This window comes from Mycobacteriales bacterium (genome assembly GCA_035550055.1).
Lineage (GTDB): Bacteria > Actinomycetota > Actinomycetes > JAFAQI01 > JAFAQI01 > DASZTV01.
Window position 1 is genome coordinate 1 of record DASZRO010000029.1, and the last position, 17,379, is coordinate 17,379.

At 69.2% G+C, this 17,379-nt stretch carries 14 protein-coding genes; 10 read left to right on the forward strand and 4 right to left on the reverse strand.

All coding sequences use genetic code 11. The annotated features are described in order from the left end of the window. From VG899_04620 to VG899_04630, 3 genes are all read left to right on the forward strand, one after another. Positions 1–2,385, forward strand: a 2,385-nt coding sequence (locus VG899_04620; protein ID HWA65635.1) for a hypothetical protein, incomplete at its 5' end; no start/stop codon positions are given. Further along, on the forward strand, positions 2,382–3,359 hold the full coding sequence (locus tag VG899_04625; protein ID HWA65636.1) for a sortase: 978 nt from the start codon (positions 2,382–2,384) through the stop codon (positions 3,357–3,359). The genes VG899_04620 and VG899_04625, both read left to right, overlap by 4 nt. Positions 3,360–3,400: 41 nt before the next feature. Further along, positions 3,401–5,242 (forward strand): substrate-binding domain-containing protein, encoded by a 1,842-nt coding sequence (locus VG899_04630; protein ID HWA65637.1) that lies wholly within the window; start codon positions 3,401–3,403, stop codon positions 5,240–5,242. Between the two features lie 158 nt (positions 5,243–5,400). Here VG899_04630 and VG899_04635 read toward each other — a convergent pair whose 3' ends face one another. After that, positions 5,401–6,657, reverse strand: a complete 1,257-nt coding sequence (locus VG899_04635; protein ID HWA65638.1) for a cytochrome P450 — start codon at positions 6,655–6,657, stop codon at positions 5,401–5,403. Between the two features lie 273 nt (positions 6,658–6,930). Here VG899_04635 and VG899_04640 point away from each other — a divergent pair, with 273 nt between their 5' ends. The 3 genes from VG899_04640 to VG899_04650 all read left to right on the forward strand — a co-directional run bounded on the left by VG899_04640 (position 6,931) and on the right by VG899_04650 (position 9,081). Further along, on the forward strand, positions 6,931–8,055 hold the full coding sequence (locus tag VG899_04640; protein ID HWA65639.1) for a C40 family peptidase: 1,125 nt from the start codon (positions 6,931–6,933) through the stop codon (positions 8,053–8,055). A 76-nt stretch (positions 8,056–8,131) separates the two neighbouring features. Then, positions 8,132–8,692: a hypothetical protein gene (locus VG899_04645; GenBank protein ID HWA65640.1), complete on the forward strand. Its 561-nt coding sequence runs from the start codon at positions 8,132–8,134 to the stop codon at positions 8,690–8,692. Between the two features lie 26 nt (positions 8,693–8,718). Continuing rightward, positions 8,719–9,081 carry a hypothetical protein gene (locus VG899_04650; protein ID HWA65641.1) on the forward strand — a complete coding sequence of 121 codons (363 nt, stop codon included), beginning with the start codon at positions 8,719–8,721 and terminating at the stop codon, positions 9,079–9,081. A 65-nt stretch (positions 9,082–9,146) separates the two neighbouring features. Here VG899_04650 and mshD read toward each other — a convergent pair whose 3' ends face one another. Together mshD and VG899_04660 are read right to left on the reverse strand one after the other, a co-directional pair. Further along, positions 9,147–10,046 (reverse strand): mycothiol synthase, encoded by a 900-nt coding sequence (gene mshD / locus VG899_04655; GenBank protein HWA65642.1) that lies wholly within the window; start codon positions 10,044–10,046, stop codon positions 9,147–9,149. A 31-nt stretch (positions 10,047–10,077) separates the two neighbouring features. Next, positions 10,078–10,818, reverse strand: a complete 741-nt coding sequence (locus tag VG899_04660) for a response regulator transcription factor (GenBank protein ID HWA65643.1) — start codon at positions 10,816–10,818, stop codon at positions 10,078–10,080. A gap of 113 nt (positions 10,819–10,931) precedes the next feature. Here VG899_04660 and VG899_04665 point away from each other — a divergent pair, with 113 nt between their 5' ends. The 3 genes from VG899_04665 to VG899_04675 are packed head-to-tail and all read left to right on the forward strand — an operon-like array spanning position 10,932 to position 14,506. Further along, positions 10,932–11,729: an alpha/beta fold hydrolase gene (locus tag VG899_04665; GenBank protein ID HWA65644.1), complete on the forward strand. Its 798-nt coding sequence runs from the start codon at positions 10,932–10,934 to the stop codon at positions 11,727–11,729. 9 nt (positions 11,730–11,738) lie between these two features. Continuing rightward, positions 11,739–12,416 carry a DUF2993 domain-containing protein gene (locus VG899_04670; GenBank protein HWA65645.1) on the forward strand — a complete coding sequence of 226 codons (678 nt, stop codon included), beginning with the start codon at positions 11,739–11,741 and terminating at the stop codon, positions 12,414–12,416. Positions 12,417–12,451: 35 nt separating this feature from the next. Beyond that, positions 12,452–14,506 (forward strand): hypothetical protein, encoded by a 2,055-nt coding sequence (locus VG899_04675; GenBank protein ID HWA65646.1) that lies wholly within the window; start codon positions 12,452–12,454, stop codon positions 14,504–14,506. A gap of 7 nt (positions 14,507–14,513) precedes the next feature. Here the strand turns inward: VG899_04675 and VG899_04680 are convergent, their stop codons facing one another. Then, positions 14,514–16,289 (reverse strand): MFS transporter, encoded by a 1,776-nt coding sequence (locus VG899_04680; GenBank protein ID HWA65647.1) that lies wholly within the window; start codon positions 16,287–16,289, stop codon positions 14,514–14,516. 255 nt (positions 16,290–16,544) lie between these two features. Here VG899_04680 and VG899_04685 point away from each other — a divergent pair, with 255 nt between their 5' ends. Next, complete coding sequence (locus VG899_04685) at positions 16,545–17,378, forward strand: sulfurtransferase (protein HWA65648.1); 834 nt, start codon at positions 16,545–16,547, stop codon at positions 17,376–17,378. Position 17,379 lies beyond the last annotated feature (1 nt).

A 17,379-nucleotide genomic window follows, 5' to 3' on the forward strand; every position in this document is an offset into this window, starting at 1 on the left:
GACACCACGAACTGCATCCACGTATCGGTCAACAAGCACACCAACCTGCAAGACCACGAACGGATCACGGTCACCTGGTCCGGTGCGCATCCGACCGCGGGCCGGGCCCTGAACCCCTACGGCGAGACCGGTCTGGAACAGGAGTACCCGGTCGTCCTCATGCAGTGCCGTGGAGTCGACCCGAAGGACGACCCGAAGGTCTCCGCCGATCAGGCGGTCAGCCCAGACACGTGCTGGACCAACACCTACTTCGAGCGCACGTCGTCGGCAGATCCGGGCCAGGGCGTGTGGCAGCAGGACGCCGCGGCATCCGCGTCGGACGGCGCTCACATCGCGGGCATCGACCCGTCGAAGATCCCTGACGAGTGCAACGTCAGCAGCACCTTCGACTACCACATCACGCCGTTCCTGGCAGCGAACGGGACGTCGTACCCCGGCTGCTCGTCGGAGTCGATGCCGCCCGAGGCCACGGTGAACTCGGTGACCATCCCGCAGGAGGCGTTCGCGTTCACCAGCCTCGACGGCAAGGGCAACTTCGACTTCGACCCGCGCACCAACCTGGACAACGCCTCGCTCGGCTGCTCCTCGGCGGTGGCGTGCACCCTCGAGGTGATCCCGATCGACGGCATCAGCTGCGCCGCCGGCAACAAGAGCCAGGAGTGCAACGCGACCGGTCAGCTGCCGGTCGGTCAGGTCAACCCGGGTTCCGCGCCGCAGGACGCCGTCGCGCCGGCGTTCTGGTGGTCGGCGTCGAACTGGGACCGCCGCATCCCGGTGCCGCTGACCTTTGCGCCGCCGCCCGGCGTGTGCTCGTCGTCGGCGGCCGGAAAGCCGGTGCCGTTCTACGGGTCGGAGCTGCTCAGCCAGGTGGCCCTGCAGTGGACCCCGGCGTACTGCGAGAACAAGTCGCGGTTCAACTGGCAGGACAACATCATGCCGGACCAGGCGGCCGACGCCCTGATGAACAGTGGGCAGGCGGCGGCGGCTGAAGTCTCGAGCCGGCAGGCGAGTGACGACGACGTCGCCTACGCGCCGACCGCCGTCACCGGGTGGGGGATCGGCTTCGACATCGACAAGCCCGGCAACGCCGGACAGCAGACCACGATCAACCTCGACGCGCGGCTGATCTTGAAGCTCCTCACCGAGTCCTACCCGGGCTCGGTCGACGTCCGGTCGTCTCACCCGGGCTTCTCGCACAACCCGCTCTCACTGAACCTCGATCCGGAGTTCATCAAGCTCAACCCCGGCCTCGACACTTCGCACTGGAGCGAGAACGCCGCCGCGCTCATGAACCTGTCGACCAGCTCGGGGGTCATGACGCAGCTGACGTCCTACATCGCGGCGGACCCCCAGGCGATGGCCTTCCTGCACGGCAAGCCTGACCCGTGGGGCATGACGGTCAACCCGTACTACAAGGACTTGAAGCTGCCGGTCAGCACCTGGCCGCTGCTCGACACCTGGGTCGACAAGACCACCAACAACCCGTGCCTGCAGGCGGCGCCCTCGGCGTACATGCCACTGGTCGCCAGCCCGGTCAGCAGCCTCCGGCTCATCGCGACGGCGCTGCTCTACAGCTGGCCGATGGTCACGACCGGCTGCACCGGAAACGGTACGACGACCTCGCCGTTCCAGCTGTCCCGGGCGGCGCCGGAGGGCATCGGCAACCGGTTCATGCTCGGCTTGGTGACGCTCGGCGACGCCCGGCGCTACGACCTCACACTGGCGAAGCTGCAGGCGTCGCCGGGTCACTTCGTCGCTCCCGACGACGCGGGTCTGTCCGCGGCGATCGACCTGATCAAGCCGGGTCCGAAGCTCAAGCCCTTCGAGCTCTCGGAGCAGGCCATCCGCAAGAGCAAGGCCGCCTATCCCGGGACGACGATCGTCTACACCGCCGCCAAGACCTCCGGGCTGGACAAGACGACCGCCCAAGAGGTGTCGCAGTTCATCACTGTCTCCTCGACCGAGGGTCAGGTCCCCGGCCGCGGCAACGGCCAGCTGCCCGACGGCTACCTGCCGATCACCAAGTCGGGCGCCACGAAGCGGCTGTTCGCGCAGGCGGCGCAGGTGGCGAAGGTCATCGCCGCGCAACACGCGTCGGCGGGTGCGACCGGCTCGTCAGGTACGACGGGGTCCGCGGTCCCCACCGGCGGCGCCGGTGTGCCACTGCCGGTGACCGGAGCCAGCGCGCCGACCTCGCAGCCGGCGCCGGAGATCGCCCCGAGCGGCGACTCGCCGGCGTACTCCGACCAGCCCGGCAGCATCACCGCCGCACTCACCTCGCCGGTGGGCGGCTCCTTGTTGCCGATCGTGCTGTTGCTCGGCGTCACCGCCGCCGTCGCAACCGGCGCAAGCCGGCTCTGGCTGCGCAGGCAGGCAGTGCGATGAGCCTGGCCACGCTGACCCGCCGGGTCGGGCTCGGCACGCCCGCCCCGGACGCCGACCGCCCGGTGACGGCGGCGAGCTCGGACGAGGCTGCGACGACCCGCCACGAGGCGGTCCCGGACGCCCGAAGTGAGCGGCTGTTGGTCGTGTCGTCGGCCTGCGCGGTGCTCGCGCTGGTGTGCGGCTGGATGCTGCTCCAGCTGCTCGTCCTCGGCGGTCTCGCGCACACCCGCAGCCAGCACCTCCTCTACTCGAGGTTCCGCTCCGAGCTGGCACAAGCGACCGCGCCGACCGGCGAGCTCGACTACAACGGCAAGCCGGTGAAGGAGGGCGCTCCGGTCGCCCTGCTGACCATTCCGGCCATCGGGTTGCACGAGGTCGTCGTCGACGGGACCACTTCCGGTGACCTCGCGGCGGGACCCGGCCACCTGCGCGACACCCCGCTTCCGGGCCAGGCGGGCTGGTCGTGGGTGTTCGGGCGCGGCAGCATCGACGGCGCGCCGTTCCGCAAGATCGCCGATCTGGCGAAGGGTAACCCGGTCACCGTCCTGACCGGCCAGGGCAAGGTCACCTACACCGTCCTCGACGTACGCCGCGCCGGGGATCGAGGACCGTCGGCGCCGGTCGCGTCGACCAGCGGGCTGATGACGCTGGCGACGGCGGACAGCCACGGCTTCCTGTCCGGCCTGCGCGCCTCGTCGGCCGTCTATGTCGACATGAGCACCGACAAGGCGCTTCCTGACGGGCCGGTCGCGGGAGCCGTCCCGGCCGCCGAGCAGCTGATGGCACGCGACTCGAGCTCGCTGCCGATGCTGACGCTGCTGCTCGCGGTGCTGACCGGCGTCGTCCTCGCGATCAGCGTCGCGCGCCGCCACTTCCGGACCGCGCTCGTGTGGCTGGTCTCGGCCCCCGCCGTGATCGCCCTCGCATGGGCGGTGACCGACCAGGTCACCCGCCTCCTACCGAACTTGATGTGAACCCACATCGAGCACAGAAGAGAAGAATCAGGGAGCAACTGATGTCCGTTCGCAAGAACAGCGTCAAGCTGGGCGTGGCCGCCGCGGCCGCGTTCGGCTTGGCCCTAACCGCGGCGGCGCCGGCAGGCGCGGTCGATGGGGGTCCGTCGACCTCGCCGAAACTCGGCACCGACATCATCGGCGCCGGCTCCGACACCACCCAGTACATCCTGGACAAGCTGGCGACCGACTACGACGCGGCGCACACCAGCGGCCCGCAGCTGGTCAACTACGACGCGTGCGTCGGCGCGACCGGCACCACCGCGACCGGACTCGGCTCCAACCCGGACGGCTCGGGTTTCCCGTGCGGTGCTGACAACACCGGCACCAAGGTCGGCGTGGCGCGTCCCGCAACCGTCATCGACCCGAAGGCGCCCGCCGCAGCGGTCATGCCGAACAGCTCCGGGTCGGGTCGTACGTTGCTGCGTACGCCCACGGACCCGCTGTTCAACGACGTCGCCTTCGCGCGCTCGTCGGGTCCGCTGAACACCACCGACCTCGCCGCCGGCGAGATCGGCCTGCCGTTCGCGGTCGACAAGATCGTCACGGCGACCAACCCGAGCGGTCCGGCGCCGGCGGCGCTGACCGGCCTGCAGGTGCTGCGCATCTACAACGGCACCTACACCAACTGGGACCAGGTCGGCGGCAAGGACGCCGAGATCCACCCGTACCTTCCCAAGGCCGGTTCGGGCACGCTGAACGCCTCCGAGGCGTTCCTCGCGCAGCTCGACGGCGTGACCGAGGCGCCGGGCACCGACAACGACCCGAGCTCGCACAGCGCGGCGTACCAGACCTGGCAGGGCCCGGGCGTCACGATCACCGACTCGAACTGGAACACCGGCAAGGCCAACGTCGAGGAGCACGACCCGTCGATCATCGCGGCCGACCCGGACGCGATCGAGATGTTCTCCTACGCCCGTGCCGAGCTGGCCAACACCAAGTCGCAGATCCTGCGGATCGAGGGCGGCTGGTCCGAGGACCGCGAGCTGTACGACGTCGTGCGCGGCAAGGCCATCGCCGGCGCCACGACCACGCCGTTCCTCTACGGCAGCGACAACAACGTGCTCGAGGGCATCTTCTCGAACACCGGCTGGATCTGCACCAACTCGACGGCGCAGGCGGACATCGCGGCGCTCAACGAGTGGCCGCTGAGCTCCAAGCTGTGCGGGGTGGCGAACAACAACACCGTCGACACCATCAACCCGTTCGCCAGCAACGGCGTGGGTGAGGGCGCGTCGACGACGACCACCGCGCTCTACAGCAGTGGCACGATCCACGTGACCGTGGCCGCGTCGGACGGCAGCGTCCCGACCGGCTCGGTGCAGGTCGTCATCGCGCCGCCGGCGGTTGCCGGCGGTACTCCGGCGGCTGCGTCGTACAGCACGACCGCGACGCTGACCAACGGTGCCGCGACGGTGACGGTGCCGTCGACCGTCTCGGGTAGCCAGGTCGTGGACGTGGCCTTCCTACCGACCAACTTCGGTGCGTTGAGCTCCGCGGGTGGTCACGCGGCGGACGGCTCGTCATACGCCGAGTTCACGCAGACCTTCGTCGCCGGTCCGACCGGCCCGTCGAAGTTCAGCAACCTTGCCAAGCCGGTGCTGTCCGGCAAGCACAAGGTGGGCTCGGTGGAGACCAGCTCTCACGGCCGCTGGGCGCCGGGGGCGACGACGTACTCCTACCAGTGGTTCAAGGGTCGGGTGAAGATCGCCGGCGCGACGAAGCCGACCTTGAAGCTGACCAAGGCCCTCAAGGGCAAGACGATTCACTGCACGGTGACGGCGCACAAGTCCGGGTACGCCAACGCCTCGTCGTCTTCCGCGAGCGTCAAGGTCACCGGGTAGCGATACCGCGTGTCCGCGTGACAACGAGGGGCCGGGGCGATCAGCCACGGCCCCTCGCGTTCGAAGTAGCACACAACGTCGCGGTAGTCGTGGCGGTATGCGCTGCGGTGTCCGGTTCGGGAGGCGCGTTGTGTGCTACTTCGAACAAGCGGCGGGGGTCAGGCGAAGCGGTAGCTCACCGGCAGGTGCTTCACGCCGGAGACGAAGTTGGACTGCGTCCACTCGGCCTCGCCGGACTGCTCGATGTGGTCGACCTGCTCCGCGAGCTTGCGCAGCATGGTGCGCACCTCCCGACGCGCGAACTGCGATCCCAAGCAGTAGTGCGTGCCGCCTCCGAAGGCGAGCAGCCGATCCGCGTTGGTCCGGCGTACGTCGAACACGTCCGGGTCGTCGAAGACGAGCTCGTCGCGGTTGATGCTCGGGTAGGACAACAGCACCCGCTCCCCTTGCGCGACCGCTACGCCCGCCACCTCCGTGTCACGAGTGGCGTACCGCATGAAATGGCGCACCGGCGCGGTGTAGCGGACCGCCTCCTCGGCGGCATTCGCCGCGGCATCCTCGTCACCGCGCAACGACCAGAGCTGGTCGAGGTCGTGCAGCAACGCCTCGACGCTGCCGGCGAGCGCGTACGACGTGGTGTCGTGCCCGGCGGTGGCGATGATCATGTAGTACCAGAGCCGTTCGGCGTCACCCATCGGGCAGCCACCCGGCTCACCGAGCGCGATGACCGTGGCGAGATCGTCGGTCGGCCTGGCACGCCGGTCGTTGGTGATCTCGTCGAAGTACGCGATGAACTTCATCACGGAGTTCAGCAGCACCTCGCCAGGGTCGGCTCCACTGCCCATGAACTCCGGGTCGGCGGCACCGAACATGCCTTGCGTCAGCTCGAGCATCAGCGCTTCGTCGGTCTCCGGTACGCCGAAGATCTCCATGATCACGCGCAAAGTGAACGGTTGAGCGATGTCCTTGGCGAAGTCGCACGCACCGCCGAGCGCACGCATCTTCTCGATGTAGGTGTCGGCCAGATGCTCGATCCGCGGCTGGCGCTTCTTCACCGATCCCGGCTTGAACCAGTCGTTGGCCACTTGCCGGTGGTCGCGGTGGTCGACGCCGTCGAGGTGGACCAGCGTGCGTGGCTCCGGCAGGCCCGATTCGATCAGTCGCTGCTTGTCCTCCTCGAGCTGCAGGACGGAGTACGTCGTGTTGTGCCACAGCTCGCTGTCGCGCTCGATGGCGGACGCCTCCGCGTAGCGGAGTACGGCGAGGAACGGCAGCATCCCGGGCACCTCGACCGGGACGACCGGCGCGGATCGGCGTACCTCGCCCATCAGCGTGTGCCAGCGCGTCATGTCCGCCCACGACTGCGGCAGGGCCAGGAGCTCACCCGCGACCTCCGCGCGCTGTGTCGCATCCACGGCCGGCTCCTTCGATCGACTCCACAGGCATCAAACCTCACCTCGCCTGACGGGGACAGGCCGAGGCCGTATCGCGACTGCGCCGGGTTCGTTGGACGGACGGGCGACGAAGAACAACCCGAATGCACTAGCGATGACCGGTAAATGCGCCGTGTGGTCCCTTGAGACCGCGGCGCATTCGCCGTTAACGTGCATTTCAACCACGACGTGACTAGCCGGCACCCCCTGGCCGAGCGGCGTTGCGGTGCCGCCGAAAGGTAGGTCCTGGACAACTTGACGGCGATTCCCCACCGCCATCTTGTTCGACCCCGCGCGCTGCTGGCGCTGGCACTGTGTGTCGCGTCGCTGGCCGGCGGAGTGGTCGCGACATCGCCTGCGGCCGCCGAGACCGTCAAGCAGCAGATCGCGGACGCACAGCAGCAGCTGCGATCGCTCGACAGTCAGGCGGAGGCCGCCAGCGAGGCCTACGATGCCGCGCGCATCAAGCTCGCCGCTGCGCACACTGCCGCGGCCAGCGCAGCCAAGGCGGTGACCTCGGCGCAGCAGCGACTCGCTGCGCTGCAGTCGTCGGTGACCGCCTTCGCCGTCGCGGCGTACCGCGGTGGTGGTACGAACTCCGTGCTCGGCCTGGTCAGCGACGGCTCCACCGGACGCTACATCGACCAGCTGTCGTCCATGCAGGCGATCTCGGTCAGCGAGGCGCGGACGCTGTCCGACGTCGAGGCAGCCCAGCGCGTCGAGTCGGCCGCGCAGGCGACTGCGCAGGCGGCGTTGGCGAAGCAGCAGGCCGCGACCGACCTCATCGACGCGTCTCGCCAGAAGATCCAGGCCGCGGCCGCCAAGGAGCAGCAGATCCTGTCGGGGCTCGAGGCGAAGGAAGCCGCCATCATCAAGGCGGCGAAGGCCCGCGCCGCAAAGCTCGCCGCGGAGCGGGAGCAGGCTCGGCTGGAGGCGGAGAGCCAGGCGACGCAGCAGGGCGTCGAGGCGATCGACGACCCGGTCTCGCCGACGCCGCCGCCGGTGATCTCCGGGTCGGGCGGTGCGGCGGTCGCCGTGCAGTGGGCGTACGCCGAGATCGGCAAGCCGTACGTGTGGGCCGCAGCCGGGCCGGACTCCTTCGACTGCTCGGGGCTGACGCAGTACGTCTGGGGCAAGGCGGGCGTCTACCTCGGCCACTACACCGGTGACCAGTGGAACGAAGGGGTCCACGTGTCGCAGGACCAGCTCGAACCCGGCGATCTGGTCTTCTTCGCCTACAACACCTCAGACCCGTCGACGATCCACCACGTCGGCATCTACGTCGGCAACGGCAACATGATCGACGCTCCCTACACCGGCGTCGACGTACGGGTCGATCCGGCGTTCCGCTCCGACTACATCGGTGCGGTACGCCCGTAGCTGGCCCGATTTGCCCGCGGCGTACCTGAACGCCGTACCCGAATCCGCTCAGCCTTCTCCCGTACCCTTGATCGTCATGCAAACGCACCGGGTGGCCCGCGTCGTCGCGATCGCGGCGACGCTGACGACGTCACTTGCGGCGTGCCACTCGACGAAGAACGAGCCCGGTCCCACCGTCACGACGACGACGGTCAAGCACCACACGAAGGTGGTGGTGATCCACACCTTCAAGACGCTGCGGACCGGCCAGGTGGCGCAGATCGGCGCCGCGGGCAGCGACGCGGCCGAGCTCATCAAGATCGGCAAGCCCAGCGTCTCGACCCACCGGCTGTCGTCGTACGCCGACGATCCCGAGCACGGCTACTTCGTGACCTTCCCGATCAAGATCTACAACGATGGCAAGAACCCGTTGGTGGTCAACCGGCTCGACTTCTGGGTGAAGGTGCCGGGCGAGGGAGACCTCAACAACAACGACGGCGCGGCGCCGTTCTCGGGTGCCCATCGCCAGCTCGACACGACGGAGCTGGAGAGCGGCCAGGGGGTCAGCAACATCATGACTTTCGACGTGTCCAGCACCCACGGCACGTTCCTCTACGGACCGGGCGGCAAGCACGCCGAGCTCGGCTGGAAGTACTAGGCGCTCGCTTGGAGGAGTCAGTCGCGGTGGAGGTCGTCGAACGCCTGCGCGCCCACCGCATCTTCGCCAGCGTCAACCGTCGCGTCGGCGTCTACAACGTCGGGCTGCGCGTGGTGCTCCCTGACGGCCGCGAGGCGATCTGGGACAACGACGAGACGCCCGGGCTCGAGGCCATGGTGCTGCGCGACGGCGTACTCGTCGGCTTCGTACCGCAGATCCCCGACACCGAGAACCTCGACGCGGAGGCGATCACCGCGATCATCGCGGCGACCGACTACGACGCGCCGCTCCCGCCGTCACCGCCCGCCAACCCGACCAGGGCCAGGACCTCACGGTTGCCGGCGCCCGTACCGAAGGCCCGCTGGCTGCGCCGCCTCCGCACGAAGTAGCACACAACCCGCTGCAAAATGCCGCGATTGCCCTGCGGTGTCCGGTTTGCCGCGGTGGTTGTGTGCTACTTCGAACCGGCGGTGGCGGGTTTGGCGGGTTTGGTGGGGGTGGGGGCAGGCGGGCTCGCGAAGAGGCGGTCGGCGCTCCACCGGGTGAAGCCGAGGCGTTCGTAGAGGGCGATCGCGGCGGAGTTGTCGGCTTCCACGTAGAGCACGACGGTACGCAGGCCCTGGTCGCGGAGATGTCGCAGGCCGTGCAGCAGCAGCGCCTCGCCGAGCCGCTTGCCCTGCATGCCGGGCGCGACCCCGATCACGTAGACCTCGCCGTACGGCTTCGATCCCGCGTGCACCTTCGTCCAGTGGAAGCCCGCGAGCGACCCATCGAGCTCAGCCAGGAAGAACCCGGCGGGGTCGAACCACGGCTCCTGCTCGCGTCCTTCGATGTCGGCCAGCGTCCAGTCCGCCTGCTCCGGGTGGCCGACGAACGCCGCGTTGTTGACCGCCAACCAGGCCGCCTCGTCCGTGCCGACGACGAAGGTGCGCACGCTCACCCCCGGCGCCCAGACCGGCGCGGGCAGCGGATCGTCGAGCGACCGGTGCAGCTTCAGCAGCGTTCGCTCGAGTGTGAAACCGAGTGAGGGCAGTACGTCGTTGAGCGGCGCGGCCTCGCCCTTGGTCCAGATCCGTACGCCGGGACCAGCGGTGTCGACCACGACCGAGAGCAGGCCCCGAGGGTCGACTCCAGGCGCCACCACGAGCTCGGCGGCCGGATGCTCGCCGGAACGGTCGATGTGCGCGTACCCGACCAGCTGACCCGCGCGGTGCTGGGTCAGATGGGTGCCCGGCTCCCGGCGACGCAGCGAGGCCACGACCGGATCGGACAGCGGGCTGAAGCCGTCGGCGGCCATGACCGTGTCGCGCAGCCGCAGGACCGCGTCGGCTTCCTCGGCGGACAGCGACTCCACGGCGCCGAGGCTAGTGAGTGACCGCGGCCACTCAGAGGTCGGCGTACGCCTCGTCGACCGCGGCGGCCAGCCCGTCGAGCGCATCGCGGCCGGCCGGCGGCTGGGCCACGAACTTGTAGCCGACGTTGCGGACCGTGCCGATCAGCGCCTCGTGCTCGGGACCGAGCTTGGCGCGAAGCCGGCGGACATGGACGTCGACCGTGCGCGTGCCGCCGAAGTAGTCGTAACCCCAGACCTCCTGGAGCAGCTGCGCCCGGCTGAACACCCGCCCGGGATGCTGCGCCAGGAACTTCAGCAGCTCGAACTCCTTGAAGGTCAGGTCGAGCGGTCGGCCGCCGAGCTTCGCCTGATAGGTCGCTTCGTCGATGGAGAGGTCGCCGGAGCGGATCTCCTCGCCGCCGGCGGCGTCACGCGAGCTGGCCGCCTTGCCGAGCGCGAGCCGCACTCGCGCCTCGACCTCGCCGGGTCCGGCGGTGTCGAGTACGACGTCGTCGAGTCCCCAGTCAGCGGTGACCGCCACGAGGCCACCCTCGGTCACGACGGCGAGCACGGGCGAGGACGTGCCCGTGGCCTGGAGCAGCCGGCAGGTCTGCCGGGCAGCGGCCATCTCACGGCGGGCGTCGACGACGATCAGGTCGTTGGGCGGCGCGTCGAGCAGCGGAGCCGCGTCGAGTGGCATCACGCGAACCGCGTGACCGAGCAACCCGAGGCTGGGCAGCACCTGCGCGGATCCGGCCGAGGCGTTGGGCGTCAGGAGCAGCAAGCTCGCCATCGTGACGTTCCCTCCAAACGAAAACGGGCCCGGCGTGCCGCACCCGGGGTCTTTTCCAGGACTCCGATTGGGAAGGCGGCGCTGCCCGAACCCGACTGGTGAAGGATAGCGGAGTGAGCCAGCCCCCGCCCGCGCCGGGCCGTCGGGTGACGACCGACACGCTGACGACGACGGACGGCGAGCGGCTGGTCGCCGTACACCTCGAAGGCCCCGATCCGGCCAGACCGATCGCGGTCGTGGTGGCGCACGGGTTCACCCAGTCGACGGCACACGCCGGCCCGCGCTCGGTGATGACCGCGCTGTCGGCACACGTCGGCGTCATCGGGATCGATTTGCGCGGCCACGGCGGGTCGAGCGGCTGGTCGACGGTCGGCCGCGACGAGATCCACGACGTCGAGGCCGCCGTCCGCTACGCGCGCCGGCTCGGGTACGCCGACGTCGTCACCTGCGGCTGGTCGATGGGCGGCAGCATCGTGCTTCGTCACGCCGCACTTCTCGGCGACGTGGCGGCGGTGGTGACGGTGTCGGCGGTGTCGCGCTGGTTCTACCGGGACACCAAACCGATGCGCCGGATCCATTGGGCGATCGAGTCGCGGCTCGGCCGGCTGATCCTGCGGCGCGGGCTCAACACGCGCATCACGCCGGACGGCTGGGATCTCGACGCACTGCCGGAGGCGCCGGTCGAGGTCATCGGCCGGATCGCGCCGATCCCGGTGTTGATCGTGCACGGCGACGAGGACCACTACTTTCCCGTGGAGCATCCTGAGGCGCTCTACGACGCGGCGAACGAGCCCAAAGAGCTGTGGATCGAGCGAGGGTTCAGCCACGCCGAGAACGGGGCGAGCCCGCAGCTGCTCGACCGGATCGGCCGGCACCTGACCGTCCTGGTCAGTCGTGGTCCGGGCCGGTAGACAGTCCCAATGCTCCGCAAGCTGCTGATCGCGTTCGTGGCGCTGGTCGTCGTACTGGTCATCGCGGCCGACCGGGTCGGTGCTCACGTCGCCGCGCACGTGCTGGCGGGCAAGCTGGAGACCGACGAGCATTTGCCGAGCCGTCCATCGGTCACGATCAGCGGCATCCCGTTCCTGACGCAGGCCGTTCACGGGCACTACAGCGACGTCAAGGTGACCAGCCACGACTACGTCACCAAGGACCACGTTCAGCTCGACACGATGACCGTGCACCTGATGGGCGTGCACATACCGCTGTCCGATGTCATCGACGGGTCGGTGAAGACGGTCCCCGTCGATCGGGTCAGCGGGACGGTGTCGGTGTCGTTCGTGGACCTCGAGGCCTACCTCGCGTCGCACGGCATCACGCTGAAGCTTGCTGCCGCGCCGAACGGCGCCGTCGACCTGACCGGCACGGCGAGCAGGATCAGCGGCCTGCCGAGGGTGCTGACCGGAACCGCCACGATCTCGGTCGCCAATACCGTGCTGACCCTGTCGGTCGGGCTGGGTCAGGGCGGTGCCAAGGTGGTCAAGATCCCGATCCCGCTGGGCGGCCTGCCGTTTCGCATCACCGTGACGTCGGTGACGGTCTCGGACGACGGGATCGTCGGCACCGGCACGGCGCAGCACGTGGTGCTGGGCAGCTGAGCCGCAAAGCCGTGCGGCTCGCATAAGGTCGCCGCGTGGACGTCGCCGACTATCTGCTCGGCAGCGCTGCCCTCACGCTCGGCCTGGTGCCGTGGGTCATCGCCTCACAACGACTTGCCAGGCGCCTGCTGCCCGACCGCGAGGGCGCGGTCGCCGCACTCGCCGCCTCCATCATCGGGATCAGCGGCGTCGTCGTCGTTGCTGAGCTGGTCGGAGTGGTCGACGGGTTGCGGCGGTGGCCGTTCGCGGTCGTGAGCGCCGCCGTGGCGGCCGGGGTGGCGTACGTCGGCCGCGGGCCCGATCCCTCACGTGCCCTGCGGCTGCGGCTGCCGCGCTCGCACGCGGCACGGTTGATGCTGGCCTGCGTCGGGGTGTGCGTGATCGCGACCTCCGCGTCGCTGCTCGGCCGCGACGCCGCCGTCGTCGGCACCGGCCCGCTCGACCTCGACAGCCTGCACTACCACCTCAGCCAGGCCGCGCAGATGGTCCAGGTCCACAACATCGACCACCTGCACCACACCGCGTCGTCGGACGGCACCGTCTACTACCCGTACGACGCGGAGCTGCTCGACGCGGTCGGCATGCTCGGGCCGCGCCCGGACATCGCGATCTTCGGGCTGAACCTGCTGTTCGGCTGGCTCGCTCTGCTCGCGTGCTGGGTGATCGGAGCGAGGTGGTCGCGCGGCGCTCCCGCGCTCGCCGCCGGGGCGGCGGTGCTGGCGCTGCCCATCGTCTCCCGGGCGAGCTCAGGCCCGGGCCTCAACGACATCCCGGCCATGGCGTTCGTGCTCAGCGCCGTCGCGCTCGTCGCCGGCGTCGGCCTGCCCCGCGGATCGCGTGACCGCCGGGCGTGGGGGGCCGAGCTCGCCGTGGCCGGCGCGGCGCTCGGGCTGGCCGCCGGCACCAAGCTGAACGCGCTGCCCGTGGTGATCCTGGTTGCCGTCGTGGTGGTCGTGCTTGCCACGTCGGACCGCCGGGTGGCCGTCCTCGCGCTGGTTGCTCCGTCGGTGCTGACCGGGGGTTTCTGGTACGTCCGCGACTGGATCGCGGTCGGTTCGCCGGTGCCGGACCTGAACCTGACCGTCGCGGGACACGGCTTCCACGTCGTGCCGTACCCGGAGGTGAAGCCGTACGCCTACACGGTCGCGCACTACCTCGACAACGGCACCGTCATCCGCAACTGGTTCGAGCCCGGCCTGCGCGCAGTGTGGACCGGACAGTGGCGCGTCGTCGGCGTCCTGATCGTCCTCGGCGTCGTGGTCTCGCTGTTCGACCGGTCGTGGCTGCGCCGCCTGCTCGCGATCGTCGTGGCGATCGGCTTCGTCGCCTATGCGGTGACGCCGACCACGGCGATCGGCGATCCCAACGCCCCCGTCTTGTTCGCCACGAACACCCGCTACGCGCTGCCGTCGATCGTGCTCGCCATCGTGCTGCTCGCGTCCTCGCCTCGGCTACGCCGGCTCGCGCCGGTGCTGACCCTCGGCTTCACCGTGCTGACCGTCGTGCTGATCGACCAGCAGAAGCTGCCGCAGCAGATCGACTACGCCGTCGGGATCGCGATCGCGATCGTGCTCGTCCTGCTGTTGCTCGGCGCCTGCGACCTGCGCCAGCACAGCCGCGCGGCGCTGCCGGCGGTGATGGCGTCGGCGATTGCGGTGGTGGCGGTCGTGGGTGGGGTCGCGGCGGTGCAGCGGCACTACGTGCAGGACCGGTACGCCGCGAACACGCCGGAGGACAAGCTGTTCCGGCTGGTCGGCGGGTTCCGCGACGTACGAATCGGGGTCGCCGGCCACGGCCTGGAGTACCCGCTCTACGGTCGCGACTTCACCAACGTCGTGAACTACATCGGGGTGAGCGCGCCGAGCCACGCCTTCGACGGGCCGACGTCCTGCCAGGAGCTGCTACGCGTGCTCGCCGAGCAGCACGACGACTACGCCGTGGTGGAGCCGCTGCCGGTCGAGCACACCGACCGCATCGACCGTTGGCTGTCGGGGATTCCCGGGGTGAGCGAGATCTTCCCCGGCTACATCGGCCACGTCTATCGGCTGCCCGCCACCATCCCGGCAGACGGGTGTCTCGCCTCCGAGTAGCGGCCGGTCAGGACTCGACCGCGACGCCGGCGCCGATCTCGGCCATGACCTCGTCCCCCGCGCCGGCGATGCCGGCCTCGACGGACTCCGCGGTGCCCTGAATGCGGCCCTCGACCGTGTCCGATCCGCGCAACCCGGAGCAGATGGCGCCGACGAAGCTCACCCCGGCGGCCATGAGCATGGCCAGGTGCAGGCCGTGTCCGAACGGTCCGGTGATCAGCGACGGGAAGAAGCTGCGCCCGGTCAGGTAGTGGTAGTGCGCGGCGGTGACGTGGGCGTGAGCGGCGGAGCCGATCAGCTGCTGGATCGGGTTGTAGCCGAGGAACGCCGCGAACAGGATGCCGATCGGTGGCAGGTGGGCGATGGTGTGCGCCTGTCCCGCCGGCATCCCCTGGCCGACCAGACCGCTCTCCAGCGCATGGGGCAGGCGCGACGCGAGCCCGAGCGTGATCACCGTGAAGAACACGCCGATCGAGAGCACCTGCGCGCTGTTCTGGAACGTGTTGAGCATCCCGGCCCCGGCGCCCCGCTGCGACGCGGGCACGGAGTTCATGACGCTGGCGATGTTCGGCGCGAAGAACAGCCCGAGGGACAGCCCCATCACGAGCAGCAGCAGCGCGAACCACACGTAGCTGAAGTTCATCGGCATCAGGTCGAAGAACAGGAAGCACACGCCGGACAGCGCCATGCCCGCGGTGGCGAACGGCTTCGCGCCGAACCGGTCGGTCAACCGCCCGGACACCGGTCCGGAGATCAGGAAGCCGACCGTGAGCGGGACCATGTAGATGCCCGCCCACAGCGGCGTGCGCTCGAAGGAGTAGCCGTGCTGGGGCAGCCAGATCCCCTGTAGCCAGATGATCAGCGTGAACATCAACCCGCCGCGCGACAGACCCGCGAGCAGACCGGTGACGTTGCCCATCGTGAACGTCCGGCTCCGGAACAGGTGCAGCCGGAACATCGGGTCCTTGACGTGGTTCTCCACGACGATGAACACGGCAAGGATCGCCAGACCGCCGAACGCGCACGCCAGCACGAACGGCTTGGTCCAGCCCATGGTGTGACCGCCGTACGGCTCGAGGCCGTACACGATCGACAGCAGCACGCCCACGAGTCCGGCCGCGAACAGGATGTTGCCGACCCAGTCGATCTTGGCCGGGGTGCGCACCCCGTTGTCACGCAGCTTCAGGTAGGACCAGACGGTCCCGAACAGCCCCAGGGGCACCGAGATGATGAACACCAGGCGCCAGGTGACCGGCGCCAGCAGACCGCCGAGCACGAGGCCGATGAACGAGCCGCTGATCGCGGCGACACCGTTGATCGACAGCGCGAGCCCGCGCTCCTTCTCGGCGAACGCGTCGGTGACGATCGCCGAGGAGTTCGCGAGGATGCACGCGCCGCCGACGCCCTGACCGAGTCGCATCAGCACGATCCACAGCGCCGCGTGCGTGCCCGTCATCCAGGTGACCGACAGCAGGATCGAGAACGCGGTGAAGATCGCGAAGCCGAGGTTGAACATCTTGACGCGCCCGTAGATGTCGCCGACGCGACCGAGGCTCACCACCAGCACGCTCGTGACCAGCAGGAACCCCATCAGGATCCACAGGAAGTACGGCGTGTTGCCGGGGGCGAGCGGGTTGAGCTTGATGCCGCGGAAGATGTCGGGCAGGGCGATCATCAGGATCGAACTGTTGATCGTCGCCATGAGGATGCCGAGCGTCGTGTTCGACAGCGCGATCCACTTGTACGGGATGCGTCCGGTGGCGGGTGCAGCGGTGCTGGACAACAGGAGTCCTCGGAGTCGGGCTGATATTTAGCCTACGAAACTATTATTGCACAGTAGCCTGACGGCCGTGGCAGCCATGAGCACCCCGCGGGTTCGTCCCGCGCTGTGGAGCCGGCGCACGGTTGACCTGTGCCGGGTCGCCGCCTGCCTCTGTCTGGCCTGACGAATCCGGCCACTTCGTCACCCGCGGTACGCGGGGCGACCCCTCTTTCGTGCACGTTTCCCCTTTCAACCTTTCAAAGGAGTGTTGGCTACATGGCTCGCAACGACGTACTCGTCGACGCGGACTGGGTCGAGGCGCACCTCGACGACCCCAAGGTCGTCCTGGTCGAGGTCGACGAGGACACCGCGGCGTACGACAAGAACCACATCCGCAACGCAGTGCGGATCGACTGGAAGCGCGACCTGCAGGACCCGGTCCGTCGCGACTTCGTCAGCAAGGAGCAGTTCGAGGCGCTGCTGTCGGAGCGCGGCATCGCCAACGACGACACGGTCGTCCTGTACGGCGGGAACAACAACTGGTTCGCGTCGTACGCGTACTGGTACTTCAAGCTCTACGGCCACTCCGACGTCAAGCTGATGGACGGCGGCCGCAAGAAGTGGGAGCTCGACAGCCGTGAGCTGGTCGCCGAGCAGCCGAACCGCCCGGCCACGTCGTACCGCGCCTCGGAGCCGAACAACGACATCCGCGCCTTCCGCGACGAGGTCGTCGCCGCGATCGGGGTCAAGAACCTCGTCGACGTCCGCTCGCCCGACGAGTTCTCCGGGAAGCTCCTCGCGCCGGCGCACCTGCCGCAGGAGCAGTCGCAGCGCGCGGGCCACGTGGCCAGCGCGGTCAACATCCCGTGGAGCAAGGCGGCCAACGAGGACGGCACGTTCCGCTCCGACGACGAGCTGACTGAGCTCTACAAGAGCGAAGGGGTCGACTTCGGCAAGGAGACCATCGCCTACTGCCGGATCGGTGAGCGCAGCGCGCACACCTGGTTCGTGCTGCACGAGCTGCTCGACCAGAGCGGCGTGAAGAACTACGACGGCTCGTGGACCGAGTACGGGTCGCTCGTCGGTGTGCCGATCGAGAAGGACGTCTGAG

Bases quoted from the DNA above. Each gene is read 5' to 3' on its own strand.
- VG899_04625 (HWA65636.1), top strand. From the start codon at position 2,382: ATGAGCCTGGCCACGCTGACCCGCCGGGTCGGGCTCGGCACGCCCGCC.
- VG899_04630 (HWA65637.1), top strand. From the start codon at position 3,401: ATGTCCGTTCGCAAGAACAGCGTCAAGCTGGGCGTGGCCGCCGCGGCC.
- VG899_04645 (HWA65640.1), top strand. From the start codon at position 8,132: ATGCAAACGCACCGGGTGGCCCGCGTCGTCGCGATCGCGGCGACGCTG.
- VG899_04660 (HWA65643.1), bottom strand. From the start codon at position 10,818: ATGGCGAGCTTGCTGCTCCTGACGCCCAACGCCTCGGCCGGATCCGCG.
- VG899_04670 (HWA65645.1), top strand. From the start codon at position 11,739: ATGCTCCGCAAGCTGCTGATCGCGTTCGTGGCGCTGGTCGTCGTACTG.
- VG899_04685 (HWA65648.1), top strand. From the start codon at position 16,545: ATGGCTCGCAACGACGTACTCGTCGACGCGGACTGGGTCGAGGCGCAC.